Raw genomic sequence first — 19,804 nt, forward strand, 5'->3', positions numbered from 1 at the left:
GTTCCCGATCGGGTTGGGACGGAGGCGATCGGCGAGCCCGTGCCGCAGGAGGCGCGGGTCCCCTCTCCCGTGCGGGAGAGGGACGGGGTGAGGGAGCAGGCCCTTCCGGACGGGACACGCCCTGTCGGCAGCCTGAGGGCGCGCCTTATCCTGATCCGTCTCGTCCCTCACCCCAACCCTCTCCCGCACGGGAGAGGGGGCCTGGCGCGGCTTGCGAGACCGGGCTCGCCGTCCTTCCCGACCGTTGCAACACGATCGGGACCGGCTCTAGCGGATGTCCCGATGGATCTCGAGCCATCGTTCGACAGCGCGGACGAAGTCCGGACCTGCGCCCTCGGAACTCGCTCGCGCGTACATGTCGCCGAGCACGGATGCCAAGTCCGAGCACGATTGCTTCACCGGACGACCCTGCACGGGCAGCATCCCGCAACGCTCGATGAGGTCGAGGAGATGGATGGCGTAGGCCGGTGGACCTCGCTCGACCCAGAGGTGAACGGTTCGTCGGGAAACTCCAATCTCCTGCGCAAAGCCGATCTGGGTGCGCCCGAGCCGACGCAACGCGCCTTTAAATTCGGCTCCTGTCATGACGGATCGTCGTCTTTCCGAACGAGGCGCAGGAGGCGATCCCTACCGTCCACGCTCCGAGAATGCGAATTCGTTCGTTGCTTCAATCGGACGCCCTGCGGAAGGAATGGTAACATCTCGTACAGCCGTTCTCCGATAGGATTGGAGTTCTCGATCCACGAGCGATTCCAAATCGGGCGCGTGCATATGGGATTCAAATACGACCCCGAGGCCGATCGCCTCGAAGCCGAGGGCTCGGTGGGCGAAGAGTCCGAGTTTCCATCCGTCGTGCGGCGCAGGACGGTCGTGGTCGAAACCAAGGGTCGGCGCACTGCAGGATCCGCTGGCGCGGCACCGATCACCTCTTCGGCATTGACGGCGATCGAAGTCGTTCAAAAGATCAGAAGGGAAAAACGTCCGGCGGATGCGATCGAAAGACAGGCGCCTCCGAAGATCGCATCTCCTCCGCCCCGACTGCCATTTGCAAAGAAATAGCGCTCGAAGGTCGGAGCCGATCTCGAGCGGCAGCATGGGACCTGATCGGTGGTTCGGAGGCGAGCCGTCGAATGCCCGATGGCCCCATCGCGAAGGATATGCGTCCTCGCGACGGGAGCCGAGCTATGGTCTGAACGCAACCACACGGAGCGTTTCGACCGACGGAGCGCGAAAGCCAGCCACTTTCCAGGGCTTCGGTAGGCCGAGCCGGCTTTTCGACTGCGGCGGACCTTGAAGGTTCCTAGTTCCGGATCGCTCCATGATCCAGATCCAGCCTGCAATCTTCGAATTCCGCTCGCCTCCTCACGATCTCGGCCAAACCTTCTATGAGAGCCCCGCGATCGCCATCGAGCACGTCGCACAGCAGGTCGATCGCGTCGGAGAGAGACCGCAGGTCGCCGGCGTCCGGGTCGGTAGGTGGCAGCGCGAACATCATCGTACCTCCTCGGCATACGCGAGGGATCCGTCGGCCTTCGGATCCGGGTCAGGACCGACCGAGGCCAACGCCGGCTCGATATCTTCGCGCGACAGGTAGCCGCTCTCTTCGAGCAGGCGAGCGATCGTGCCGAGTGCCGGCCTGTGTGCCGTCAGGATGGTGCGTGCCCGCTGGCCCGCGCGATTCAGGCGCTCCGTCACGGCCGGCAGCAGGCCTGCGATCATGACCATCTCGCCGGAGACGTGTTCCAAGTGAATGTTGCCGAGGTGGCCGAGGCCATAGCGGAGCTCGATGTCGCGGGCCAGCCGTGTCGCACTGGCGAGATCGGAACCGGATCCGATCCCGGAACCGATCGAACCGGAATCGAATTCGATCTCTTCCGCAACCCTACCCGCCAGGAGAAACGACAAGGCCGCCTCCAGCCTCGTCAAGGTCGCCGCACCGTCGGCAACCAATTCCAGGCACGCCTGCCCCCCGTCGTCGTGCAGCGAGAGGTCCATAACGGCACCGAAGCCCAATGCGCGACTGACGATCGCATGGCCGGCCTCGTGGATGGCCACGCGATGCCTGACGGCAGGAGCAAGCGGGGGGCGCCCCTGACGGATCTCGACGAGCAGGTCCTCGAGTGCGACCTCCCGGCTGTTGCGGCGCGCCGTGCCTTTGGCTCGCCGGACGAAAGCCTCCACGTCCGCACCCGTCATGCCGCGGGCAGCCAGCGCCAGCGGGAGCGTTGAAGCATCGGACAGGACTTCGCGGCCGAGATGGTGACGGAAGATCCGGGCGAGCGCCGTCGTGTCAGGCTTCTCGATTCCAATTTCACGATCCAGGCGACCCGCCCGCTTCACCGCAGGATCGATCTTCTCCGGATGGTTCGTCGCGGCCACGACCACGACGCCCGGCCGCTCGTCCACGCCTGAGAGCAACTCGAGGAACAGGTTCACGATCTGCGTCCAGTACTGGACAAATTCTCCCCGGATCTGGGCACGATCGGAGATGCCGTCGAGCTCGTCGATGAACAGGATGCAGGGTGCCTGCGACCTGGCCTGGGCGAAGACCTTGCGGATGGCCTGCAAGGTCCCGGACAGGTAGTCCGACGCGTTCCACTCGGCGACGGAAGTCGCCACCAGCGGCACGCGCGCGCTCTTTGCCAAGGCTCTGGCGAAGCTCGTCTTTCCAACGCCGGGTGGGCCCGACAGGAGAAGCCCGCGATGATCGATCTCCGCCCATCCCAACCGTCCCGCGCGATAGGCCCGAAGATCGGCGGCGGCAGCCAGCCCCCAGGTCTTGGCCTCGCCGTAGCCGTCGAGCACCTCCAGTGCCGGGCCGTCCCCGAGAAAGTCGGCCTTGGCGGCGAGGATCCGCTCAAGCGCGTCGATACACGCATCGGGCGTACCGGTTCTCCGAAATGCGACGGGCAGATCGGCGATGTCGATCATGCGCAGAAGGTCCGGATCGAGTCTCCGCGAAGGAAGGCCGCCGACGACGGCTTCGACCACGAATGCGAGGCCAGTCTGATCCAATCCGGGCAATGCGATCCGGTGCTCGGCCGAGCGCATCAGGTCTCGTGGCAGTTGTCGCTTCGGGTCGGGCGCGATGCCAACGATCGGAATACGCACATGCAGGGCGCTGCCGATCACCTCGTTGCCTTTGTCCGGCCGAGCATCGCGACCGATCCCGTCGCAGACGAAAAGCGCGGCATGCCGGCGGCTCAGTTCCCGGCCGCCTCGCGCCACGGCGAGGTCGACGACCTTGGTCTGGGAGCGGAACAGGCACTTTTCGGCGACGATCCGGACCGGCTCGACGAGGTCGGAGACATTCGTCGCGAGCGCGACCACGGGCGCTTCGCGACGTAGACGGCGGACCAAGCCGGTCTCGGCCGCCACGGCCCGTGCGAGCATCACGGCCACGGCCGCGAGATCGGCCGGGATGGGCACATGTGCCGTCTCGGCGCGGTTCGCCTCGTCCTGGGCGACGATCTGCTCGACGGCATCGCTGTCGTCGAGCGGAGCATCGTCTTCGAACGGGTACGACGTGGAGCGATGGCCTGCCTTCAGGCGTTTCCGCTCATCTTGCGCGAGCTGCTGCAGGAAGGCGCGGGCGAGTTGGTCGGAAGCTTCACCTTCCGCCGGTGCTGAAATCGCAGGGGCGAGTGCATATGATGAGACGAGCATAAAAGATCTCCCTCGGCCGTACGCGGGAGCGCCGGCCGGCAGCGTGGATGCTGGGGGTGATGAGGCGACGCGGCTGTCTCGATGGAATCGAGACGATCTGCAGGCGACGCGTCAGGAGATCACCTGCGCCATAGGCGATGTGCGTTCATGGAACGTATCATGAACAAACGCCAGCGGACGCAAGGCTTGTCCACAAGCGAACGGCGAAAGTCCTGCGGCCACGACGGCCGGCAGCGCTGGCGGCAGGGCCAGGATCGTGATGCGCAACGCCGCGCCTGCAGCCCACAACAGAGCGAGGGTGATTCCGATCTCCCAGGAGCGGAGCTCAACGGACCTCGGATGGGCCATCGGGGAGGTCGCCGCCCGGCCCGACGACGTCGAGGTGGCGCTCGCCGGCTACGAGGAGGCCATGTTCGCTCGCAGCGCGGCCGAGGCGGCCGAAATGCACGAGATCCTCGATCTCTGCCTGGGCGAGCGTGCACCCTACAGGCTGATCGAACTCTTCGAGGGCGATCCCAGCAGTGAAACGTGAGGTGCGGGATTCCTGCTTCGGCGCCGGCGCTCCGGTTACCGCACACCAGTGGCCTAGATCAGACACTTGGAACCGTCCGTTCGCGATCCTTCTCCGACTTTCGGAACGTCTGCTTGCCGGCAGTCTGATCGGCCGCGAACGACCGAACTTGGCCGATTCTGTTGAAAAACTCGGTGTTGCAGCGGTAGTCGTGAGGTGATTCACTCCTGTCGAGAGGCGGAGACTGAAGCAGATGATGGGACCTCGGCAAGTCGAGCAGGGCGCCCTGTTCTACGAGTTCTCGCTCGATACCCATGTCCCCGCCGACCATCTGCTGCGCGCCATCGACCGCTTCGTTGACCTGTCGGGCCTGCGCGCGCACCTGCAGCCGTTCTACAGCTCGACGGGCCGACCCTCGGTCGACCCCGAGTTGATGATCCGCATGCTGCTCATCGGCTACTGCTTCGGCATCCGCTCCGAGCGCCGCCTGTGCGACGAGGTCCACCTCAACCTCGCTTATCGCTGGTTCTGCCGGCTCGGGCTCGACGGCCGGGTGCCGGACCATTCGACCTTCTCCAAGAACCGCCATGGCCGCTTCCGCGACAGCGACCTGCTGCGGCGCCTGTTTGAGACCGTGCTCGCCCGCTGCATCGCCGAGGGGCTCGTGGGCGGCGAGGGCTTCGCGGTCGACGCCAGCCTGATCAAGGCCGATGCCAACCGGCAGAAGGGTGTCGAGGGTACGAACGGCCTGCCACCCGAGAGCGTCAGCCGCGCCGCCCGGGAGTACCTGGCTGTGCTCGACGACGCCGCGTTCGGGGCTGCGACGCCGGTCGTGCCCAAGCTCGTCTCCCCCGCCGACCCGGCCGCGCGCTGGACGGGCGCGGACGGTGGGCTGGCCTACTTCGCCTACGCGGCCAACTACCTGATCGACCTCGACCACGCGGTCATCGTGGACGTCGAGCCGACCACCGCGATCCGGCAGGCCGAGGTCACAGCCGCCAAGCGCATGATCGTGCGCTCGCGCGAGCGCTTCGACCTCTACCCGGCACGGCTCGCCGGCGACAGTGGTTACGGATCGGCCGCGATGCTGGGCTGGCTCGTCCACGAGCAGGGCATCGAGCCGCACATCCCCGTCTTCGACAAGTCTGAGCGCCGCGACGGCACCTTCAGCCGATCAGCCTTCACCTACGACCCTGGCGCTGACGCCTACACCTGCCCGGCCGGCAAGCACCTGCGGCAACGTCAGAAGGTCTACAGGTCACCGCCTCCGCTCGTCGACGCAGACGGGATGCTGCGCTACCGCGCGAGCAAGCACGACTGCGAAGCTTGCGCGCTGAAGCCACGATGCTGCCCCAACGCATCCGCCCGCAAGATCCCACGCTCGATCCACGAGGGCGCCCGGCAGATGGCGCGCGACATCTGCGCCTCGGAGGCGGGCCGTACCTCGCGGCGGGAGCGCAAGAAGGTCGAGATGCTGTTTGCCCACCTCAAGCGGATCCTGAAGTTGGATCGGCTTCGGTTGCGGGGGCCGGATGGAGCCCGGGACGAATTCCACCTCGCGGCCGCCGCCCAGAACCTACGGAAGCTGGCCAAGCTGATCCCGCTGGGGCAGCCGAGCCTAGCCTGATCGGCTGGGGGAGGCCCTCAGCCAAGCCCCGATCAAACCTCGATCCAGGCCGGCCGCGAGTTTTTCAACGAAATCGGCCGGAAGCGGCCTATCCGCTTCGGAGCAAAAGCAGAGGGAAAGCGGCCGGGCGTGCGGCATTGGCTGAACGGTTGAATGCAGTCCTAATGAGAAATTCCTCTTTCCGGCTCAAAGGGGCGTCGCCTTGCGCAGAGGCAATCCTGCTTCGTCGCCGGCAGCCGAGCCCCCCGAGTTTCCATGCTCCTCCATTGCCTCGACGTTGATCAGCACCCGCTGCAGTAGACTCACGAACTGATCGACCTCCGTGCGCGTGAGGCCTCGGGTCATCTCGGCATTGCCCTGCCGCAGCACGGCGCGACCAGCGGGCAGGCGCCGCTCCGCCTCTTCGGTCAGCGAGATCAGGCTACTGCGCCGGTCGTTCGGGTCCGACCTCCGCTTTACGAGACCGTCCCGCTCCATCCGCGACAGAAGCTGCGCCATCGACGGCTGTTCCACCTTTGCCCGGCGAGCCAGCTCGATCTGTGAAAGCTGCGCGCCGTCGCGAAGCATCGAGAGAACCGGCAGCTGCGCTGTAGCCAACCCTATCGACCGCAAGCGAGCGTCACCGATCCGGGTCAGCCCCCGACTGATCCGACTGAGGTAGTGGCCAGGATGTGCGAGCGGATCCCATTCGTCCTGCGGCATTGCATAGGCTCCTATGGTTATGTATATAGGCTCCTATTATTATAGAAGACGAGCCCATGATCCGTCCATCACGTATTGCCATCGTCGGAGCCGGCCCCGGTGGGCTGATGCTCGCGCGGCTCCTGCAGCGCCGAGGCCTCACCCCGGTCGTCTATGAGCGGGACGCCCACACCGGGGAGCGCCCCCAGGGTGGCTCTCTCGACCTGCACGCCGAGACGGGGCAGCGGGCCATGCGGCTGGCGGGATTGGAAGCCGCGTTCCACAAGGCCGCTCGACCTGAGGACCAGGGCGACCGGCTCTACGATGCGGCGGGCCACCTGCTCTTCGACCGGGATGACAGCGGCGACGACCGCCCTGAGATCGACCGGACCGTGCTTCGGCAGATCCTGCTCGATGCGCTCGCGCCCGGAGTCGTCCGCTGGGGAAGCCACGTCCAAGCCATCGTCCCATCTTCCGAAGGCGGCTTCACTATTGCGAACGGCAATACCACGGAGCGGTTCGATCTGGTCGTCGGTGCCGACGGCGCGTGGTCGTGCGTTCGCGATCTACTGACCGCGACCAAGCCGCGCTATGAGGGCGTGACCCTGGTGGAACTCGGTTTTGATACGGCGCGGCATCCGCAGGTGGATGCCCTGGTCGGCAGCGGCAAGATGTTTGCGGTCGGCGACAATCGAGCGCTGATTGCGCAACGCAACGGGTTTGGTCACATCCGCGGGTACGCTGGCCTGCGCTTGGAGGAGGGCGAGGCCCGTGCCTGGATGAGGGCGCCCCCGGACACCGTCCGCCAGCGGCTCGGTGAAACCTTCTCGGGATGGTCGTCATCCCTGATCTATCTGGTGGAGCGGGGCGATATCCTCGGCATTCGTCCGATGTACGCGCTGCCGGCGGGACATCGTTGGCCGTCGCGAGCGGGACTGACGCTGCTCGGAGATGCGGCGCACCTGATGTCGCCGTTCAGCGGCGAAGGGGTCAATCTCGCTTTCGCGGATGCGACGGACCTCGCGGACGCGATCACCGGCGAGGATGGTTGGGCTGGGATCCAAGCCTATGAGGCGACAATGGCTGCGCGTGCCGCACCGGCGGCAGAGGGCGCCGCGGCAGGACTAGCGAGTGTGTTCTCCCCAAATGGGGCCGATCAGGTTCTGGCACACTACCACCAACGTGTGGGTGCCTAACATCTCGCAAGCTTCTCCAAATTGCCTTTGCCGAAGAGCCACCGCTTGCCCGACATCTGCAGGCGGCAGCTCGCGACCCAGGCTGTGTCAAAACCCCGATGGTGGTAGCTTTCCTCTGCACGACCGGAGGGCGGCATGGGACGGTTCGTTGTCGGTGCCGAGCGCGATCAGACGACGCTATTTCCGCCTTGCCTGGAAGACTGGATCGCTGAGGACAACCCTGTCCGCGTCGTCGATGCCTTCGTGGAGGCCCTGGAACTCGGCGCGCTCGGCTTTGCGGGCGTCGATGCGGCACGGACGGGTCGACCGGGCTACCATCCGGCCGCCCTGCTGAAGCTGTACGTCTACGGCTATCTCAACCGGGTCCCGTCGAGCCGACGGCTGGAGCGCGAAGCGGGCCGCAACGTCGAGGTCATGTGGCTGACCGGCCAGCTCTCGCCCGATCATAAGACCATTGCCGAGTTCCGTCGGCAGAACGGCCCCGCCATCGGGCGAGTCTGTGCCCGCTTTGTCGCTTTGTGCCGCACGATGGGCCTTCTGACGGGGACGTGCGTCGCGATCGACGGCTCGAAGTTCAAGGCGGTCAACAATCGCGACCGCAACTTTACGCAAGGCAAGCTCGACCGGCGCCGCCAGCAGATCGAGGAGAGCGTGTCACGCTACCTCTCGCAGCTCGACACAGCCGATCGTCAGGATCCCACGCCGGAACTCGCAGCCAAGGTGGAGAGGCTGAAGGAGAAGGTCGCCCGCCTCGGGCAGGAGATGGAGCGGCTGGCGGGGTTGGAGGAGCAGATGAAGGCCGCGCCCGACCGGCAGGTCTCGCTGACCGATCCCGACGCGCGGTCCATGGCAACCAGCGGCCGCGGATCGGGCGTGGTGGGTTACAACGTCCAGGTGGCAGTCGAGACCGAGCATCACCTGATCGTCGCGCACGCGGTCACCAATGCTGGCTCGGACCGGGCGCAGCTCAGCGGCATGGCCGCGCGGGCCAAAGATGCTCTGGAAGCGGACACGCTCGATGCGGTGGCTGACCGGGGTTACTATTCCAGTGAACAGATCCTGGCCTGCGAACGCACCGGCATCGCCGTGACGCTGCCCCGGCCGATGACCTCGGGCGCGAAGGCCGTCGGGCGCTTCGGCAAGGATGATTTCCTCTACCGTCGTCAGGACAACACCTACCTGTGTCCGGCGGGTCAGACGCTGTCCTATCGGCACACCTCGGTGGAAAATGGCCTGACGCTGCATCGTTACTGGACGAATGTCTGCTCGATCTGCGCGATGAAGGGGGCCTGCACGACGGGCAAGGAGCGCCGGGTGACCCGGTGGGAACATGAGGACGTGCTGGAGGCCGTGCAGCGCCGATTGGACGGCGATCCGCTGGCCATGCGGGTCCGGCGCGAGACGGTCGAGCACCCCTTCGGCACGCTGAAGGCGCGGATGGGGGCGACGCACTTCTTGACCAAGACCTTGCCGCGCGTCTCGACCGAGATGGCACTCCAGGTCCTGGCCTACAATCTGACGCGCGTTCTCAACATCATGGAAAGCCGGAAGCTCTTGGCAGCGATCCCCGCCTGAACAAGGGTCTTGGATCGCTCACTGAGGAGCTGAAAAGCCGTCCAGCAGCGCCTTCAACTCAGACGGATTGTCGCTCGACCACAAAACGGTCGCTCCAAGCGATGCAACGCCCATTCTCGCAAAATAGGGGGTCACCCGAGCGCAAAGCCCATTCCCGGCGTTTTGACGCGGCCTGGACCCGCAGCAGACCGCCAAATGGTCCGCTTTCATGCTGTCTCAAGCGGCCATGCGTGGCAAGTAGTACAGCGACAGGCGAACACCGCTCATGACGTTGAGCTGGAATAGGCCGCGCCAGTCCTCGTCGGGTATGGCCGCGCTATTCTCAATACTCTTGTAGTCGCGGATGAATGCCGTGCCGACGTTGTTCACGAGGATGTCGCCATCTGGCGCTTGCGCGACGAAGTCGTTCGCACCTTCCGCGGTCGATAGGACCGCGGCGATGCCGGAGATGGCGCTTTCCGGGAACGCGGCGTGCATCTGCCGTACCGCATCGTCGACCCTCGCCTGTGTGCGGCCGTTGACGACGACTGAGGCGTGGGCCCGCGCCAGCCCCTCCGCGGTTGCTTGGCCGATGCCGGCGGTGGAGCCTGTCACGATGGCCGTGCGGCCGCTCAGATCAATCTTCATGGGTCCGTCCTCCTGCGTTGGCGCCGGTCACCACGTGGGTGCCGGCGCCATACTTCAGAGCGTGATGCCCGCCGCCGCCAGGGCACCGTCGATGCGGGCGTCGACTTCGCGCTTCGTCGCGGCCCAGGCCGGCACCGTGGCCAGCAAGCGCTGCTGCCATGCGACTAGGTTCGGGAACTCGTTCAGCGGGATCTTCGTCCGCTCGTTCTGCGAGAACGGACCGGCGACGTCGAAATCGGCGAGCGTCAGCCGGTCGCCGACCATGTAGTCGTGCTTGGCGAGATGCGCATCCAGTACGGACGCCGCCGCCCGAAGCTTGTCGGCCGCGAGCTTGACGATGGTCTCGTCGGCAGGCTGACCCATGAAGCGCTTGGCGAGCACCTCGTCGAAGGTGAGCGTCGCGAAGACCCGCCACTGCTCGCCCGACCAGAACATCCACTGCAGGATCTCGAACCGCTCCCGCGCCGTTCGACCCGCCAGGTGACTTCCCGCCTTCTCCGCGAGATAGAGGTTGATCGCCGCGGACTCGTAGAGCACGAAGTCGCCGTCCACCATCACGGGCGACAGCCCGTGCGGGTTCAGCTCCAGGAACTCGGGCGTATGGCTCTCGCCCTTAAAGAGATCGATATTCACGATCTCGATGTCGACGCCCATGGCGGCCGCCGCTGCCGTCACGCGACGCCGGCTGCCCGAACCGGGGTCGCCGTAGATCTTGATATCCATTGCGAAACACTCCTTCTGTTGGGTGATGGTGTGGGTGGTCAGGCAGGGACGCCGGCGCGCAGACGGTCGAGCACCGGCAGAAGCTCCGCCGGGTCGGGGCGCCGCGTGTAGTCGGGGTTGACCTCGGCGTAGGCGATCACGCCGTCGGACCCGATCACGTAGCGGGCCGGCATCGGCAGGACCCAGGCCGGATCGTCGTTGATCCTGGCCAGATCGTTGCCGAACTGGCGGTAGACCTCGATCAGGTCGTCCGGCAGCGCGAAGCGCAGGCCGAACCGGGCGGCGACGGTCGTGCCGGGGTCGCTCAGGATCGGAAAGCCGAGCTTGTTGTCGCGCTGCGACTTGCGGCTGTTCGCCGGCGTCTGAGGGGAGACCGCGACGAGGGCCGCGCCGCGCGCCTCGATCTCCGGCCGAACCCTCTCCAGCGCCTGGAGGTCATAGTTGCAGTAGGGGCACCAGACCCCGCGATAGAAGGTTGCGACCAGCGGTCCCCGCTGGAGCAGCGCCTGCGAGCTCACGCTGTTGCCGTCCGCATCCTTGAGCGTGAACGCGGGCGCCGTGTCGCCAGCCTTAAGCGCCTGATCGGCCTGTCGACCGTCGATCAGCGCCTGAGTCGCGCGCTGCATCGTGTCGAGCTGGTCACGGGTCGGCACCAGCGGAAAGCGTCCGTTCTCGAAGGCCTCGCGCAAGGCGTCGAGCTTGTCCTGGAGCCTCATCGCCGTTCTCCCGAGCGCCGTGGTGGCGCCGTGAGCCGGGAAGTAGGCCATCCGTCTAATCCGGTGTATCCGCTCTGCGCGAACAACATCTATCCGGATTTCAAATGAGTGACCGCTGGCAGGAAATGGCCGTGTTCGTCCGCGTGGCCGAGACCGGCAGCCTCTCGCGCGCGGCCCGCGAACTGACGCTCTCGCAGCCCTCCGTGTCGCGCATCATCGGTGCACTGGAGGCGCGGCTGGGCACGAAGCTGCTGCTGCGCACCACCCGCAGCATTTCGCTGACGGACGCCGGCAGCCTGTACCTTGAGCGCGCGAGATCCCTCCTCGCGGAGGTCGAGGAGGCCGAGCAGGCGGCCCGGGGAGTGGACTCACTGCAGGGCGTCATCCGCCTCGCGATACCGGTGCTCTACGGCTCACGCGCGGTCATTCCCGCGCTCTCCTCGTTCCTGGCCCGGCATCCGGATCTCCGGGTCGAGATGATCATGAGCGACGCGCGCCAGAACCTCATCACCGATGGGGTCGATGTCGCCATCCGCCTGGGCGTCGGACCGCTGGACGATTCCACCTTCGGAGCCCGCAGACTTGCGATGGTTGAGCGACTGGTGGTTGCGGCACCGGCCTACCTTGCAGCCCATGGCGCACCCAACAAGCCAGCCGAGCTCGCCCGACACAATTGCATCGTCCAGCACGGCCTGTTCGGTCGCGAGAGCTGGCGCTTCACGCACAACCAGACCGTCACCTTCGTCGATGTGCCCGCGAAGCTCTGGATCAACTCGGCGTCGGGGATCCTATCCGCTGCGGTGGCCGGGCTGGGCATCGCGCTGGCGACCCGCGTTATGGCCGGGGAGGAGTTGCAAACCGGCCAGCTGACCCAGGTGCTCGAAGCCTACCGGCTCGATCCGGCCCAGGTCCATGCGATCTTCCCGGCAGGTCCGAGGCCATCGGCGAAGGTCCGGGCTATCGTGGAGCACCTTGCAGCATCGCTCGCCACGAACTGATCTCCTGCATGACGCGGTCCTAGAACTCCTCGGCTCGGAAGCGTTCGAGCTGCTCTCGATCTTCGCCAGGCGCACTTGGACGCGGCCAGCGTTGGCTTCGATCGCCGTGGCGCGGGCGGTCAGCGCGGCGTTCTCAGCCTGGAGCTTCTCTACGAGATGAGAAAGGGCTCACGGTCCTCGATCTCCTCGGGGCGATGGGCCGCTTCAGCCTCACACGAGAGAGCTATTGATGGTGATTGAGGCCGCGATGTCTGCTTCAGAGAAGTTGTCCTCCGGCTTTGAATGACCGGGATGGCGCAAAGCCGAACGTCCGGTTCTGCGCGTATTGTCGATTCAGCATGACGTAAGCTGGCCGAAAGCGGCAGGTCCGCTTCGGAGTAGCTCTGCCGCAAAAGCAGACAGTCTCCTACCGACCTCTCTCAGACGTTCGGAAGGTCCGCTTGCCGGCAGCCCGACCAGCCCAGACGACCGGTCGTGGCCGGATGTGGCTTCTCCACTACAAGCCTCGGATCGCGAAGGCGAGGGGTCCGGCGGTTCGCTGGAAACTTCAGAAAGTTTGACGCCAGCATTCAGGATGGGCACGCCGTCCCGTTCGGCAAAACGATCTCATTATAGGTCGATTTATAGTTCTGTCCCGCCCGAACTGGCCAGGGCACATTTGCCTTGAAGGTGAACTGGTTGTTTGCCCCACCAACGAGCCGCATGACGCTGCTGCCGAAAATCGCTGGGTACGGCACGCTCACCTCAGCCAACACGTAGCGCATTCCGGCGAGTTGGAAGCCCTCGGGTACCTTGAGGTCGCTCGCTGCCCCGACCGTCCGCTTCGTAGCGTTGCTGCTGGCGTAGCTGGAACACACGCGCGGCTGCTGACCGGCACCGTCAGCGGGAACGCTGAGTGCGCTGATGACGATTTTGGCCCCGCTGCTGGGGTAAGGCGTGAGCACCAGTTTGGCCGCAGCTACGATATCGGTCATCGACGCCGCCGCCATCGTGGCCTGTCCGTCTCCTTGGGACGTCAGGTCGGCCACCGCGCGTGCCAGAAGCGTAACTCTGCGGTAATGATCGATCGCGCGCCCAAACTCCGTCGTGCCGAAAAGCAGCGCCAGCATGATCGGCAGGACCAGCGCGAATTCGATAGCCGCAACACCGCGCGCATCGTCGCCAAAGTGTGGGGTCACTCGACCCCGCCCAAGGATAATATCCGTTGCGGGCCCCATCACCTCAGCATCCTTTCCCCGACGAGGTGTCGTAGGGTTCGGTCCGGAACACCGCTGTGGACTGGATCAGTCTCGACCCGTCGCTGAAGCCGGGCATGCCCGCATAGAGGAAGCTGAACGCAAGCCGGTATTTGACCGCGGCGGTGAAGACCACAATGTCCCCAGGCTGGGCACAACTGTAATTTGTGCCGAAGCCTTTGGACCAATCCTTCGTGTTTGGGTCGAGCGGAGTCGGCACGGCCCCACTGGCGAAGGTGCTGCTCACGGCGACGTTGAGTTTCAGCGAACCGCAGTCGAACAAGCCTGCGATGCGCGACGCGTTTGTACCGCACATGGCAGTCTTCATGGCGGCGAGCAGGGTGGCGGAGTCGGACTGTCCAGTGTTCGCCTTCTGGAATTGGCCCGTGTAGATCGTCCGCCCGGCGCGCTGGAGTGCATCATCAAGGTTGCGTGCCGTCCAGACCATAATAGCGGTCTGCACGATCACCGCGAGCAGGCTCAGGAACGGCAAGGCTATCAACGCGAACTCGACGGCAGTCGCTCCGTCCTGCGTACCAAAGCGGCGAACGGCAATCGTGCAGACACGAAATAGGCGAGCTGAGGTCTGGGAGGCGGTGGCCACGTTGAGCGCTCGGCAAGGCTGCATGATCATGAGCTGACCATCTGAGCTACTCGACAATCCGCAGTTTCTTGTCGGCGACCTTCACCATGGTTGGACAGGAGACGACGATGCGAATGTCGTCGTAATCATGGTCGCTACCCGCGTCCGGCCGGTCCTCCCAACCGAAGTACATGTACTTGCCTTCGCTGCAACTCGCAGTCGCCGTGGCCGGCGTATGTGGTGTGTTATTGTTTGGCAGTATACCGCCGTTGTTCTTATTTTTACATTGATCAAGGTTGTCGCAAACAATTGTCTCTAGAATTGGAATTGACATATTTGTCGGTGACAAATTTCCGTTGGAATTAACACTGTAAGATTTTATATTATTTGTCTGCACGCGCGTTCCAGTGTCGATCACCGTATCAGTATAATACTGGTAGCTTTCTGATCGTGGGTCGTTCCATGCGGATTTGTTGTTGCGCGCGTTGCGGACGTTGCGCAGCATATAGGCGGGTGCCTCGTTTGCACCGCAGACCGGCGGCTTGGTTCCGAAGTTGGTGGGTGGGGTGGCGTTATCGGCGATGGGAACAGGAGTTGTGCGGCCTTTAGTGGCCGACGCCTGTTTGACTGGGTCGGAAGAATAACAGTACATAGAGATCTGGTTGTAATCCGCGGCGTCTGGCGAGAGCTGGCTGATCGCGGGCGATGAAGTCTGATAGACAGGCGCGACTCGGTTAACAGTAACTGCGGTCCCGACTATGATCTGACGAGGCATTCCGGGCAGCAGGTGCAGCAAGGTAGTTTTCAAAGTTGCCGAAATGGTGACGCGATAATTCGCACCATCAATCCATTTGCCATCGACCTGATAGCCGCTGGTCGTGCCCGCACTTCCAAGCCGTGTCGTGAGCTGGGCGCTAGCGAGACGAAGACCTTCATTTGCGGCTGCGACGGTGTCGGCGCTGGCGACGAGGAGGGCGGTGGCGTCGGCAACGCTGGACTCGACAGCGCGGATGCGTATGGCATTCCCGTAATCGATCACAAGGCCGCCTGCACCAAGGAGCAGAGGCAGGCCGAGACCGAAAATGATTAAAACATTACCACCCTCGCCGTTTTCCGAGGCCGTCAGCCGGCGCCATTTATTTCGCCGCATAGGACCCCTCGGCACTTTCTCCTGAGGACTACGAATTTGCGCAACACTCGCGCTCACATGTGCCTCAACCACATTAACATCAAATTATAGCCACTGGTGCGACAGCTTCGGATTTAAAGTTTGCTGCCTTACTTCATCATACAGTTAATATTCCATAAGTCTCCCCGCAGCGCTGGCGGCGATCTAGAGCTTAGTTCCAACAGAGCGTTCTACAAGAGTAATTGTACGTCGAGCAGCAAGCGCGCGCAGAATCAACCAATTTTTATAGTACATCATCCATCATGACAAAAGAAAAATCATTTAAAGACGAATAAAGGAGCGAAGCAGAACAGTAGAAATGCGAATTGCGGCGGCTATCATCCACAATCCCACGCTAAAAAACAGTAATATTACAAATGGCATTTGATAGAATGGTCCAAGTTCTGACGTTCCTGCATCGTCGCCGACAGTGATATCTGTCGCAGAGAAGGCCATCATGAGATAGATCATCCATGCTGCTTCGATGGCTAGAAAAGCCATGATCCATCGACGTAGTTCGCGCATTTTATCATCCAATATGCATTCATGCAGTGGTCATGGGCGTGCAAGCGAAAAATTTTGTCCCGCGCTTTGACGCTATCCGGCATTCTCCCGCCTATTTCTCAACATTTTAGAAAAAATTCGGATGAAACTGGGATAGAACGTCGGCTTCCAGATTAACAATCAAGGTCCGGTTGCCTCCCGAGCCGGAGTTACTGAGCGACCAACGACTTACCGTCTTCGGAAAGCACGTAATTACCCAGGCCTGTGATGGCCGGGTTCAGGCGCCCACGGTTTTGAGGATGGCGCCGAAGGAACTGCTGCCTGTGAGGCGCGCGGTATCGACGACGGTGCGGATGGCGGCCTCGCCCTCGGCCGCCCACATGGCGCGATAGCCGTTGGTGACCTTCCGCTGCACGACAGCCGGACGCAGCAGCCGCTCGGAGCCGTTGTTCGTCGGCTCGACCTTTCCGGGATAGGCGAGGAAGACCAGGAGCTGATCGCGGGCGCGGCTGATCTTGGCCTGCAGCTCGCGGGTCAGGTCACAGCGGCTCGGCGTGGCCAGGATGGCGCCGAGTTGCCGATCCAGGCTGCGGCGCTTGGCCGAGAGCGTCGCGGCAGCCAAGTGGGTGACGCGCTCGGCCAGGGCGAACACGCTCTGCAACCAGAGTTGCACGCGCCAGGGGACGGGATCGTCGCTGGCCTCGACGGCGTAGGCGACGTCGCGCGCCAGATGCGCCAGGCAGGTCTGGTGCTCGGCCGCATGGCCCTGTTGGGCGGTGTAGCGGTCGGAGATCCACACCGCGGGCCGGTGCCCGTCCATCATCTCGCGCACCACGACAGCACCGCGCGTCGGAGACGGCGTGTGCACCACCGCGTCGGCCGAGTGGAACAGCCAGTGGTAAGCGTTCGAGCCTTCGATGCGCACGCCGGTCTCGTCGCAGGCGACGACCTCAGCCTTGCGCAAGATCGCGATGGCCGCGTCGCGACCCGGACGGAAGCGGTCCTGCGCGCGCCGGAGCAGGTTCATCAGCCCGCCCTGGCTGAGGGTGAGGCCGCACAGATCGGAGAGCGCCGCCTGCAGCCGTTCGTACGAGAGCGCCTGAAAGGTCTTGAGGTACGTCGCCACCGCATGCAGCCGCGGACCAAAGGGCGTGCCGCGCGCCGCCTCCGGCACCGGTGCGACGACCCGCTCCCCGCAGCTCGGGCACCGGACCGCGAGCCGCTGGTGCTGCGTCACGACCGGCACCACCGCGGGCAGCTCGATCCGCTCAGAGACGCTGACGAGCTCTGCCGGAAGAGCGGCGTGCAGGCTGGCGCCGCAGCACGCACACGCCTCGGGACGATGCTGGACGATCGTATCGGGATCATCGCTCAGCACCCGGCTGTGACCCTCGTGACCGGGCTTGGCGCCGCCCGGCTTGGACTGCGCGCGCTGCTCTTTGCGATCCGTCGCGGGCGGTTTGGACGAGGTGCGCGAGGTCTTCTCTGGACGCTGCAGCCGCAGCACCAGCTCGATCAGCTCCTCGCGGCTCAGCCGTTCCAGTTCGCTGCGGCCCATCTCACGAGAGAATCAGCGAAATCGGCTCCCGGCAAGAGGCAAGCTCGTCCCGGCAAGCCGCCCAGCGGTGGTCGCTCGGCCGCCGACCGATCCACCCCGTGAGTAATTACGGTCGAACCTACCGAAAACCGTTTAAGGAAAATCTACGTTTGCGCTCCTTCGGAAGTGCGCCCCTGGTGGGATCGGACGCATGGTCAAGCCGACATGCCGCGGCCATCAGGCCGACGATACGGTGGCAGTTTCTGGCCTCGACGCATGGTTCCAGCAGGCGGTGTGACGCGTCGAGCCTGAAACATTTCGGCGCTCCCACCTAATGTTGGCAGACCAGCTCATAGGACTTAAGGCCATGAAGGGCGTGGAGCCGGCGGCCGTAGTTGGAGGCACCCACGAGTAGCCGCACGTATTGCCGAAGTCCATCATGGCTCAAGTGATGATGGCGCATGACCTCAGCGTCAGAGCTGCTCCCGATCGCGTTGCAACGGGACCGTCGGCCGCGTCCTTGCCGAGGCGGGCGCGGGTCCCCGCTCCCGTGCGGGAGAAGGGGTCCGTCGCGCCGAACCGGACAGAGGCTGCCCATTGTCCAGCCCGTTGCAACGCGATCGGGTGCGGCTCTCAATGATGCGGTTCATCCGCTCGATTGACCGCTCGTCCACGCGCAGCGGCCTGGTCCGGCGATGCTCGATTTTCGTCTGCTCGCCGGCCCACAACCGGTTGTCGGGCACGAAGGCGATTGAGCCAGCGGCGGCGCCGGCGACCAGGGCCACCGGGCCGAGCGGAGCCACTGCCGTGCAGACGAACATCGGATAGGCGGTGGCCGCGAGCGCTGCGGACCCCGGATCATGTTCATCTCTCGACGGCGCCATAGGTCCGTCATCGCAGCGCGTTCCGAGTAAGCGAACTACCTTTCCGCCATCTTGGGCTCGGTGGTGGATGATGCTACCTCGGGTCCCAAACTTCTCGACGCGAGGCGGCCGCTGGGGTCATTCCAACCTTGGTGCCGACCGTCGGACCGGCCATTCGGTCGGCGGCGCAATCGCCGCCGCGACATGGTCGACCGACGCCTACGGGCGCCGTCGCTCACCTAGCCGCAACGCATCATGGGTCAGGAACTCCAATAGCGTGGTCATGGGATCGAGCGGCGCTCGGCACAGCAATGTCGTGGAGCGTCTCTCCTGAGTGACCAGCCCGACATCGACGAGCTGCCTGAGGTGGTTCGACAGCGTGGACTTTGCATCGATCCCAAGCCGCTCCTGAAGGGCACCGACCGACAGTCCGGCATCCCCGGCGCTCCTGAGCTCGATCAGGATGCGCAGCCGGGTTGGGTTCCCCAGTGCTTCGAGAATGCTAGCGGCTGTACCGACGTCCATATCCTGGGTTCGACCACGGGCGTCCACGGTGTCAAGCCGGAGTCGTTCGCGGATACCTGCAACGATCGGGATCCGGGAGATGGCCGGCTCGTCAGGAGCTTGATCGTCCGCAAGGGTGCGGTCGGCGGCACCGGTGCCGGGCGCGAAGCCCGTGTCTTCCATCGGTGCCATGAACGCGTCGCTGCGCGATCGCGTGGCGCAGGGTGACCTCGTGAAGCCCTTCCCGCGAACGTGCGAACGCGACGCACGACGGAAGAGGTTTAGCGGCGGACGTTGTCCCACGGCGAGCCAGGACCTCGGCACGCTGACCGGCCACATCGTCTCGCAGCCAGGGGTTCGGGCGTAACCCCGCCCGCCGCCCGACGAACCTCGAGGGTGCCGGATCGAGCGCGCGTCGTATCCGATTGCCCGTGACCGGCCGATGGAAACGCGTTTCGACACCACTACGGAGACGGCCATGGTCAACAGGCGCTTTCTCGTAACGACCGGTCTCTGCGGAGGCGCTGCGGCACTGGCGGCCGGCTTGGGGACGGCCAGACCGGGTACGGCCCGGATCTTCGAAGGGGATCGGGGCGATGCCGAATGGCGCCGGCGCCTCTCTGCGGGACAGTACGAGGTCTTGCGCCGCAGCGGCACCGAGCGACCCTACACGAGCGCGCTGCTCGACGAGCATCGCCGGGGTGTGTTCACCTGCGCGGGCTGCGACCTCGCGACCTTCTCGTCCGTGGCCAAGTACGACAGTGGCACCGGTTGGCCGAGCTTCTGGGCGGCGCTCGACGGCGCCGTGGTCGAGGACGACGACCGCTCCTTCGGCGTGCTGCGGACCGCCGTCTCGTGCTGTCGCTGCGGCGGCCATCTGGGGCATGTCTTCGCGGACGGTCCGCAGCCGACCGGCTTGCGGTATTGCATGAACGGTGTGGCGTTGGGCTTCACGCCCATGGCGGCATGAGCGCTTCCATCGGCGCGGCCCTCGTCCCTGCCCCGGCACCGGATGGAAGGACCGTCCGGTGCCGCGCGACGGTCGGCGGTGCTCCGCACGGCCGCGATCGCGGTACCGGCGTCGAGGCCG

General features: G+C 64.7%; 21 protein-coding genes. 7 read left to right on the top strand and 14 right to left on the bottom strand.

The features are described 5' to 3' along the window. Positions 1-267 precede the first annotated feature (267 nt). On the bottom strand, positions 268-585 hold the full coding sequence (locus tag BKE41_RS26140; RefSeq protein ID WP_071000302.1) for a hypothetical protein: 318 nt from the start codon (positions 583-585) through the stop codon (positions 268-270). A 141-nt stretch (positions 586-726) separates the two neighbouring features. On the opposite strand from BKE41_RS26140, the gene BKE41_RS31340 reads away from it, so the two are divergent. Beyond that, complete coding sequence (locus BKE41_RS31340; RefSeq protein WP_159392785.1) at positions 727-1,059, top strand: hypothetical protein; 333 nt, start codon at positions 727-729, stop codon at positions 1,057-1,059. 241 nt (positions 1,060-1,300) lie between these two features. Here BKE41_RS31340 and BKE41_RS26145 read toward each other — a convergent pair whose 3' ends face one another. Continuing rightward, complete coding sequence (locus tag BKE41_RS26145) at positions 1,301-1,495, bottom strand: hypothetical protein (RefSeq protein WP_244535027.1); 195 nt, start codon at positions 1,493-1,495, stop codon at positions 1,301-1,303. After that, complete coding sequence (locus BKE41_RS26150; protein WP_071000303.1) at positions 1,492-3,666, bottom strand: AAA family ATPase; 2,175 nt, start codon at positions 3,664-3,666, stop codon at positions 1,492-1,494. The genes BKE41_RS26145 and BKE41_RS26150 overlap by 4 nt, the downstream gene beginning before the upstream one ends. 259 nt (positions 3,667-3,925) lie before the next feature. Here BKE41_RS26150 and BKE41_RS26155 point away from each other — a divergent pair, with 259 nt between their 5' ends. Next, positions 3,926-4,198, top strand: coding sequence for a hypothetical protein (locus BKE41_RS26155; protein ID WP_071000304.1), 273 nt, complete (start codon positions 3,926-3,928; stop codon positions 4,196-4,198). A 232-nt stretch (positions 4,199-4,430) separates the two neighbouring features. Then, complete coding sequence (locus tag BKE41_RS26160) at positions 4,431-5,804, top strand: IS5/IS1182 family transposase (RefSeq protein WP_071000305.1); 1,374 nt, start codon at positions 4,431-4,433, stop codon at positions 5,802-5,804. Positions 5,805-5,990: 186 nt separating this feature from the next. Here BKE41_RS26160 and BKE41_RS26165 read toward each other — a convergent pair whose 3' ends face one another. Beyond that, entirely contained in the window at positions 5,991-6,506 is a 516-nt protein-coding gene (locus tag BKE41_RS26165) for a MarR family transcriptional regulator (protein WP_071000306.1), read from the bottom strand. A 56-nt stretch (positions 6,507-6,562) separates the two neighbouring features. Here BKE41_RS26165 and BKE41_RS26170 point away from each other — a divergent pair, with 56 nt between their 5' ends. Together BKE41_RS26170 and BKE41_RS26175 are read left to right on the top strand one after the other, a co-directional pair. Next, positions 6,563-7,681, top strand: coding sequence for an NAD(P)/FAD-dependent oxidoreductase (locus tag BKE41_RS26170; protein WP_071000307.1), 1,119 nt, complete (start codon positions 6,563-6,565; stop codon positions 7,679-7,681). A 135-nt stretch (positions 7,682-7,816) separates the two neighbouring features. Next, a complete protein-coding gene (locus tag BKE41_RS26175) occupies positions 7,817-9,256 on the top strand; it encodes an IS1182 family transposase (protein ID WP_071000308.1) in 1,440 nt (479 codons plus the stop codon). Positions 9,257-9,472: 216 nt separating this feature from the next. Here BKE41_RS26175 and BKE41_RS26180 read toward each other — a convergent pair whose 3' ends face one another. The 3 genes from BKE41_RS26180 to BKE41_RS26190 are packed head-to-tail and all read right to left on the bottom strand — an operon-like array spanning position 9,473 to position 11,322. Next, entirely contained in the window at positions 9,473-9,883 is a 411-nt protein-coding gene (locus tag BKE41_RS26180) for an SDR family NAD(P)-dependent oxidoreductase (RefSeq protein ID WP_083374430.1), read from the bottom strand. Positions 9,884-9,937: 54 nt separating this feature from the next. Next, a complete protein-coding gene (locus BKE41_RS26185) occupies positions 9,938-10,606 on the bottom strand; it encodes a glutathione S-transferase family protein (protein ID WP_071000309.1) in 669 nt (222 codons plus the stop codon). A 38-nt stretch (positions 10,607-10,644) separates the two neighbouring features. Beyond that, complete coding sequence (locus BKE41_RS26190) at positions 10,645-11,322, bottom strand: peroxiredoxin-like family protein (protein WP_071000762.1); 678 nt, start codon at positions 11,320-11,322, stop codon at positions 10,645-10,647. A gap of 104 nt (positions 11,323-11,426) precedes the next feature. On the opposite strand from BKE41_RS26190, the gene BKE41_RS26195 reads away from it, so the two are divergent. Beyond that, positions 11,427-12,320, top strand: a complete 894-nt coding sequence (locus tag BKE41_RS26195; protein WP_071000310.1) for a LysR family transcriptional regulator — start codon at positions 11,427-11,429, stop codon at positions 12,318-12,320. 569 nt (positions 12,321-12,889) lie between these two features. On the opposite strand, the gene BKE41_RS26200 is transcribed toward BKE41_RS26195, so the two are convergent. The 7 genes from BKE41_RS26200 to BKE41_RS32630 all read right to left on the bottom strand — a co-directional run bounded on the left by BKE41_RS26200 (position 12,890) and on the right by BKE41_RS32630 (position 18,906). Further along, a complete protein-coding gene (locus BKE41_RS26200; RefSeq protein ID WP_071000763.1) occupies positions 12,890-13,537 on the bottom strand; it encodes a TadE/TadG family type IV pilus assembly protein in 648 nt (215 codons plus the stop codon). 4 nt (positions 13,538-13,541) lie between these two features. Next, on the bottom strand, positions 13,542-14,189 hold the full coding sequence (locus BKE41_RS26205; protein WP_245295842.1) for a TadE family protein: 648 nt from the start codon (positions 14,187-14,189) through the stop codon (positions 13,542-13,544). Between the two features lie 16 nt (positions 14,190-14,205). After that, positions 14,206-15,288, bottom strand: coding sequence for a pilus assembly protein TadG-related protein (locus BKE41_RS26210; protein ID WP_071000311.1), 1,083 nt, complete (start codon positions 15,286-15,288; stop codon positions 14,206-14,208). A 300-nt stretch (positions 15,289-15,588) separates the two neighbouring features. Further along, positions 15,589-15,831 carry a hypothetical protein gene (locus tag BKE41_RS31345; RefSeq protein WP_159392786.1) on the bottom strand — a complete coding sequence of 81 codons (243 nt, stop codon included), beginning with the start codon at positions 15,829-15,831 and terminating at the stop codon, positions 15,589-15,591. A gap of 256 nt (positions 15,832-16,087) precedes the next feature. Further along, complete coding sequence (locus tag BKE41_RS26215) at positions 16,088-17,368, bottom strand: IS66 family transposase (RefSeq protein ID WP_071000312.1); 1,281 nt, start codon at positions 17,366-17,368, stop codon at positions 16,088-16,090. A 452-nt stretch (positions 17,369-17,820) separates the two neighbouring features. Further along, positions 17,821-18,231 carry a hypothetical protein gene (locus BKE41_RS31350; protein WP_159392787.1) on the bottom strand — a complete coding sequence of 137 codons (411 nt, stop codon included), beginning with the start codon at positions 18,229-18,231 and terminating at the stop codon, positions 17,821-17,823. 198 nt (positions 18,232-18,429) lie between these two features. Further along, positions 18,430-18,906, bottom strand: a complete 477-nt coding sequence (locus tag BKE41_RS32630) for a metalloregulator ArsR/SmtB family transcription factor (protein ID WP_348628363.1) — start codon at positions 18,904-18,906, stop codon at positions 18,430-18,432. A 250-nt stretch (positions 18,907-19,156) separates the two neighbouring features. On the opposite strand from BKE41_RS32630, the gene msrB reads away from it, so the two are divergent. Continuing rightward, positions 19,157-19,684 carry a peptide-methionine (R)-S-oxide reductase MsrB gene (gene msrB, locus BKE41_RS26225; protein ID WP_245295843.1) on the top strand — a complete coding sequence of 176 codons (528 nt, stop codon included), beginning with the start codon at positions 19,157-19,159 and terminating at the stop codon, positions 19,682-19,684. Positions 19,685-19,804: the final 120 nt, after the last annotated feature.

The organism is Methylobacterium sp. C1 (assembly GCF_001854385.1).
In the GTDB taxonomy this organism is placed as follows: Bacteria; Pseudomonadota; Alphaproteobacteria; order Rhizobiales; family Beijerinckiaceae; genus Methylobacterium; species Methylobacterium radiotolerans.

Coding starts and splice junctions, on each gene's coding strand:
- BKE41_RS26145 (WP_244535027.1), bottom strand. CDS start 1,495: ATGATGTTCGCGCTGCCACCTACCGACCCGGACGCCGGCGACCTGCGG.
- BKE41_RS26155 (WP_071000304.1), top strand. CDS start 3,926: ATGCGCAACGCCGCGCCTGCAGCCCACAACAGAGCGAGGGTGATTCCG.
- BKE41_RS26165 (WP_071000306.1), bottom strand. CDS start 6,506: ATGCCGCAGGACGAATGGGATCCGCTCGCACATCCTGGCCACTACCTC.
- BKE41_RS32630 (WP_348628363.1), bottom strand. CDS start 18,906: ATGGCACCGATGGAAGACACGGGCTTCGCGCCCGGCACCGGTGCCGCC.
- BKE41_RS26175 (WP_071000308.1), top strand. CDS start 7,817: ATGGGACGGTTCGTTGTCGGTGCCGAGCGCGATCAGACGACGCTATTT.
- BKE41_RS26190 (WP_071000762.1), bottom strand. CDS start 11,322: ATGAGGCTCCAGGACAAGCTCGACGCCTTGCGCGAGGCCTTCGAGAAC.
- BKE41_RS31350 (WP_159392787.1), bottom strand. CDS start 18,231: ATGGCGCCGTCGAGAGATGAACATGATCCGGGGTCCGCAGCGCTCGCG.
- BKE41_RS26160 (WP_071000305.1), top strand. CDS start 4,431: ATGATGGGACCTCGGCAAGTCGAGCAGGGCGCCCTGTTCTACGAGTTC.
- BKE41_RS26215 (WP_071000312.1), bottom strand. CDS start 17,368: ATGGGCCGCAGCGAACTGGAACGGCTGAGCCGCGAGGAGCTGATCGAG.
- BKE41_RS26205 (WP_245295842.1), bottom strand. CDS start 14,189: ATGATCATGCAGCCTTGCCGAGCGCTCAACGTGGCCACCGCCTCCCAG.
- BKE41_RS26210 (WP_071000311.1), bottom strand. CDS start 15,288: ATGCGGCGAAATAAATGGCGCCGGCTGACGGCCTCGGAAAACGGCGAG.
- BKE41_RS26200 (WP_071000763.1), bottom strand. CDS start 13,537: ATGGGGCCCGCAACGGATATTATCCTTGGGCGGGGTCGAGTGACCCCA.
- BKE41_RS26140 (WP_071000302.1), bottom strand. CDS start 585: ATGACAGGAGCCGAATTTAAAGGCGCGTTGCGTCGGCTCGGGCGCACC.
- BKE41_RS26180 (WP_083374430.1), bottom strand. CDS start 9,883: ATGAAGATTGATCTGAGCGGCCGCACGGCCATCGTGACAGGCTCCACC.
- BKE41_RS26150 (WP_071000303.1), bottom strand. CDS start 3,666: ATGCTCGTCTCATCATATGCACTCGCCCCTGCGATTTCAGCACCGGCG.
- BKE41_RS26170 (WP_071000307.1), top strand. CDS start 6,563: ATGATCCGTCCATCACGTATTGCCATCGTCGGAGCCGGCCCCGGTGGG.
- BKE41_RS26195 (WP_071000310.1), top strand. CDS start 11,427: ATGAGTGACCGCTGGCAGGAAATGGCCGTGTTCGTCCGCGTGGCCGAG.
- BKE41_RS31345 (WP_159392786.1), bottom strand. CDS start 15,831: ATGCGCGAACTACGTCGATGGATCATGGCTTTTCTAGCCATCGAAGCA.
- BKE41_RS26185 (WP_071000309.1), bottom strand. CDS start 10,606: ATGGATATCAAGATCTACGGCGACCCCGGTTCGGGCAGCCGGCGTCGC.
- msrB (WP_245295843.1), top strand. CDS start 19,157: ATGGAAACGCGTTTCGACACCACTACGGAGACGGCCATGGTCAACAGG.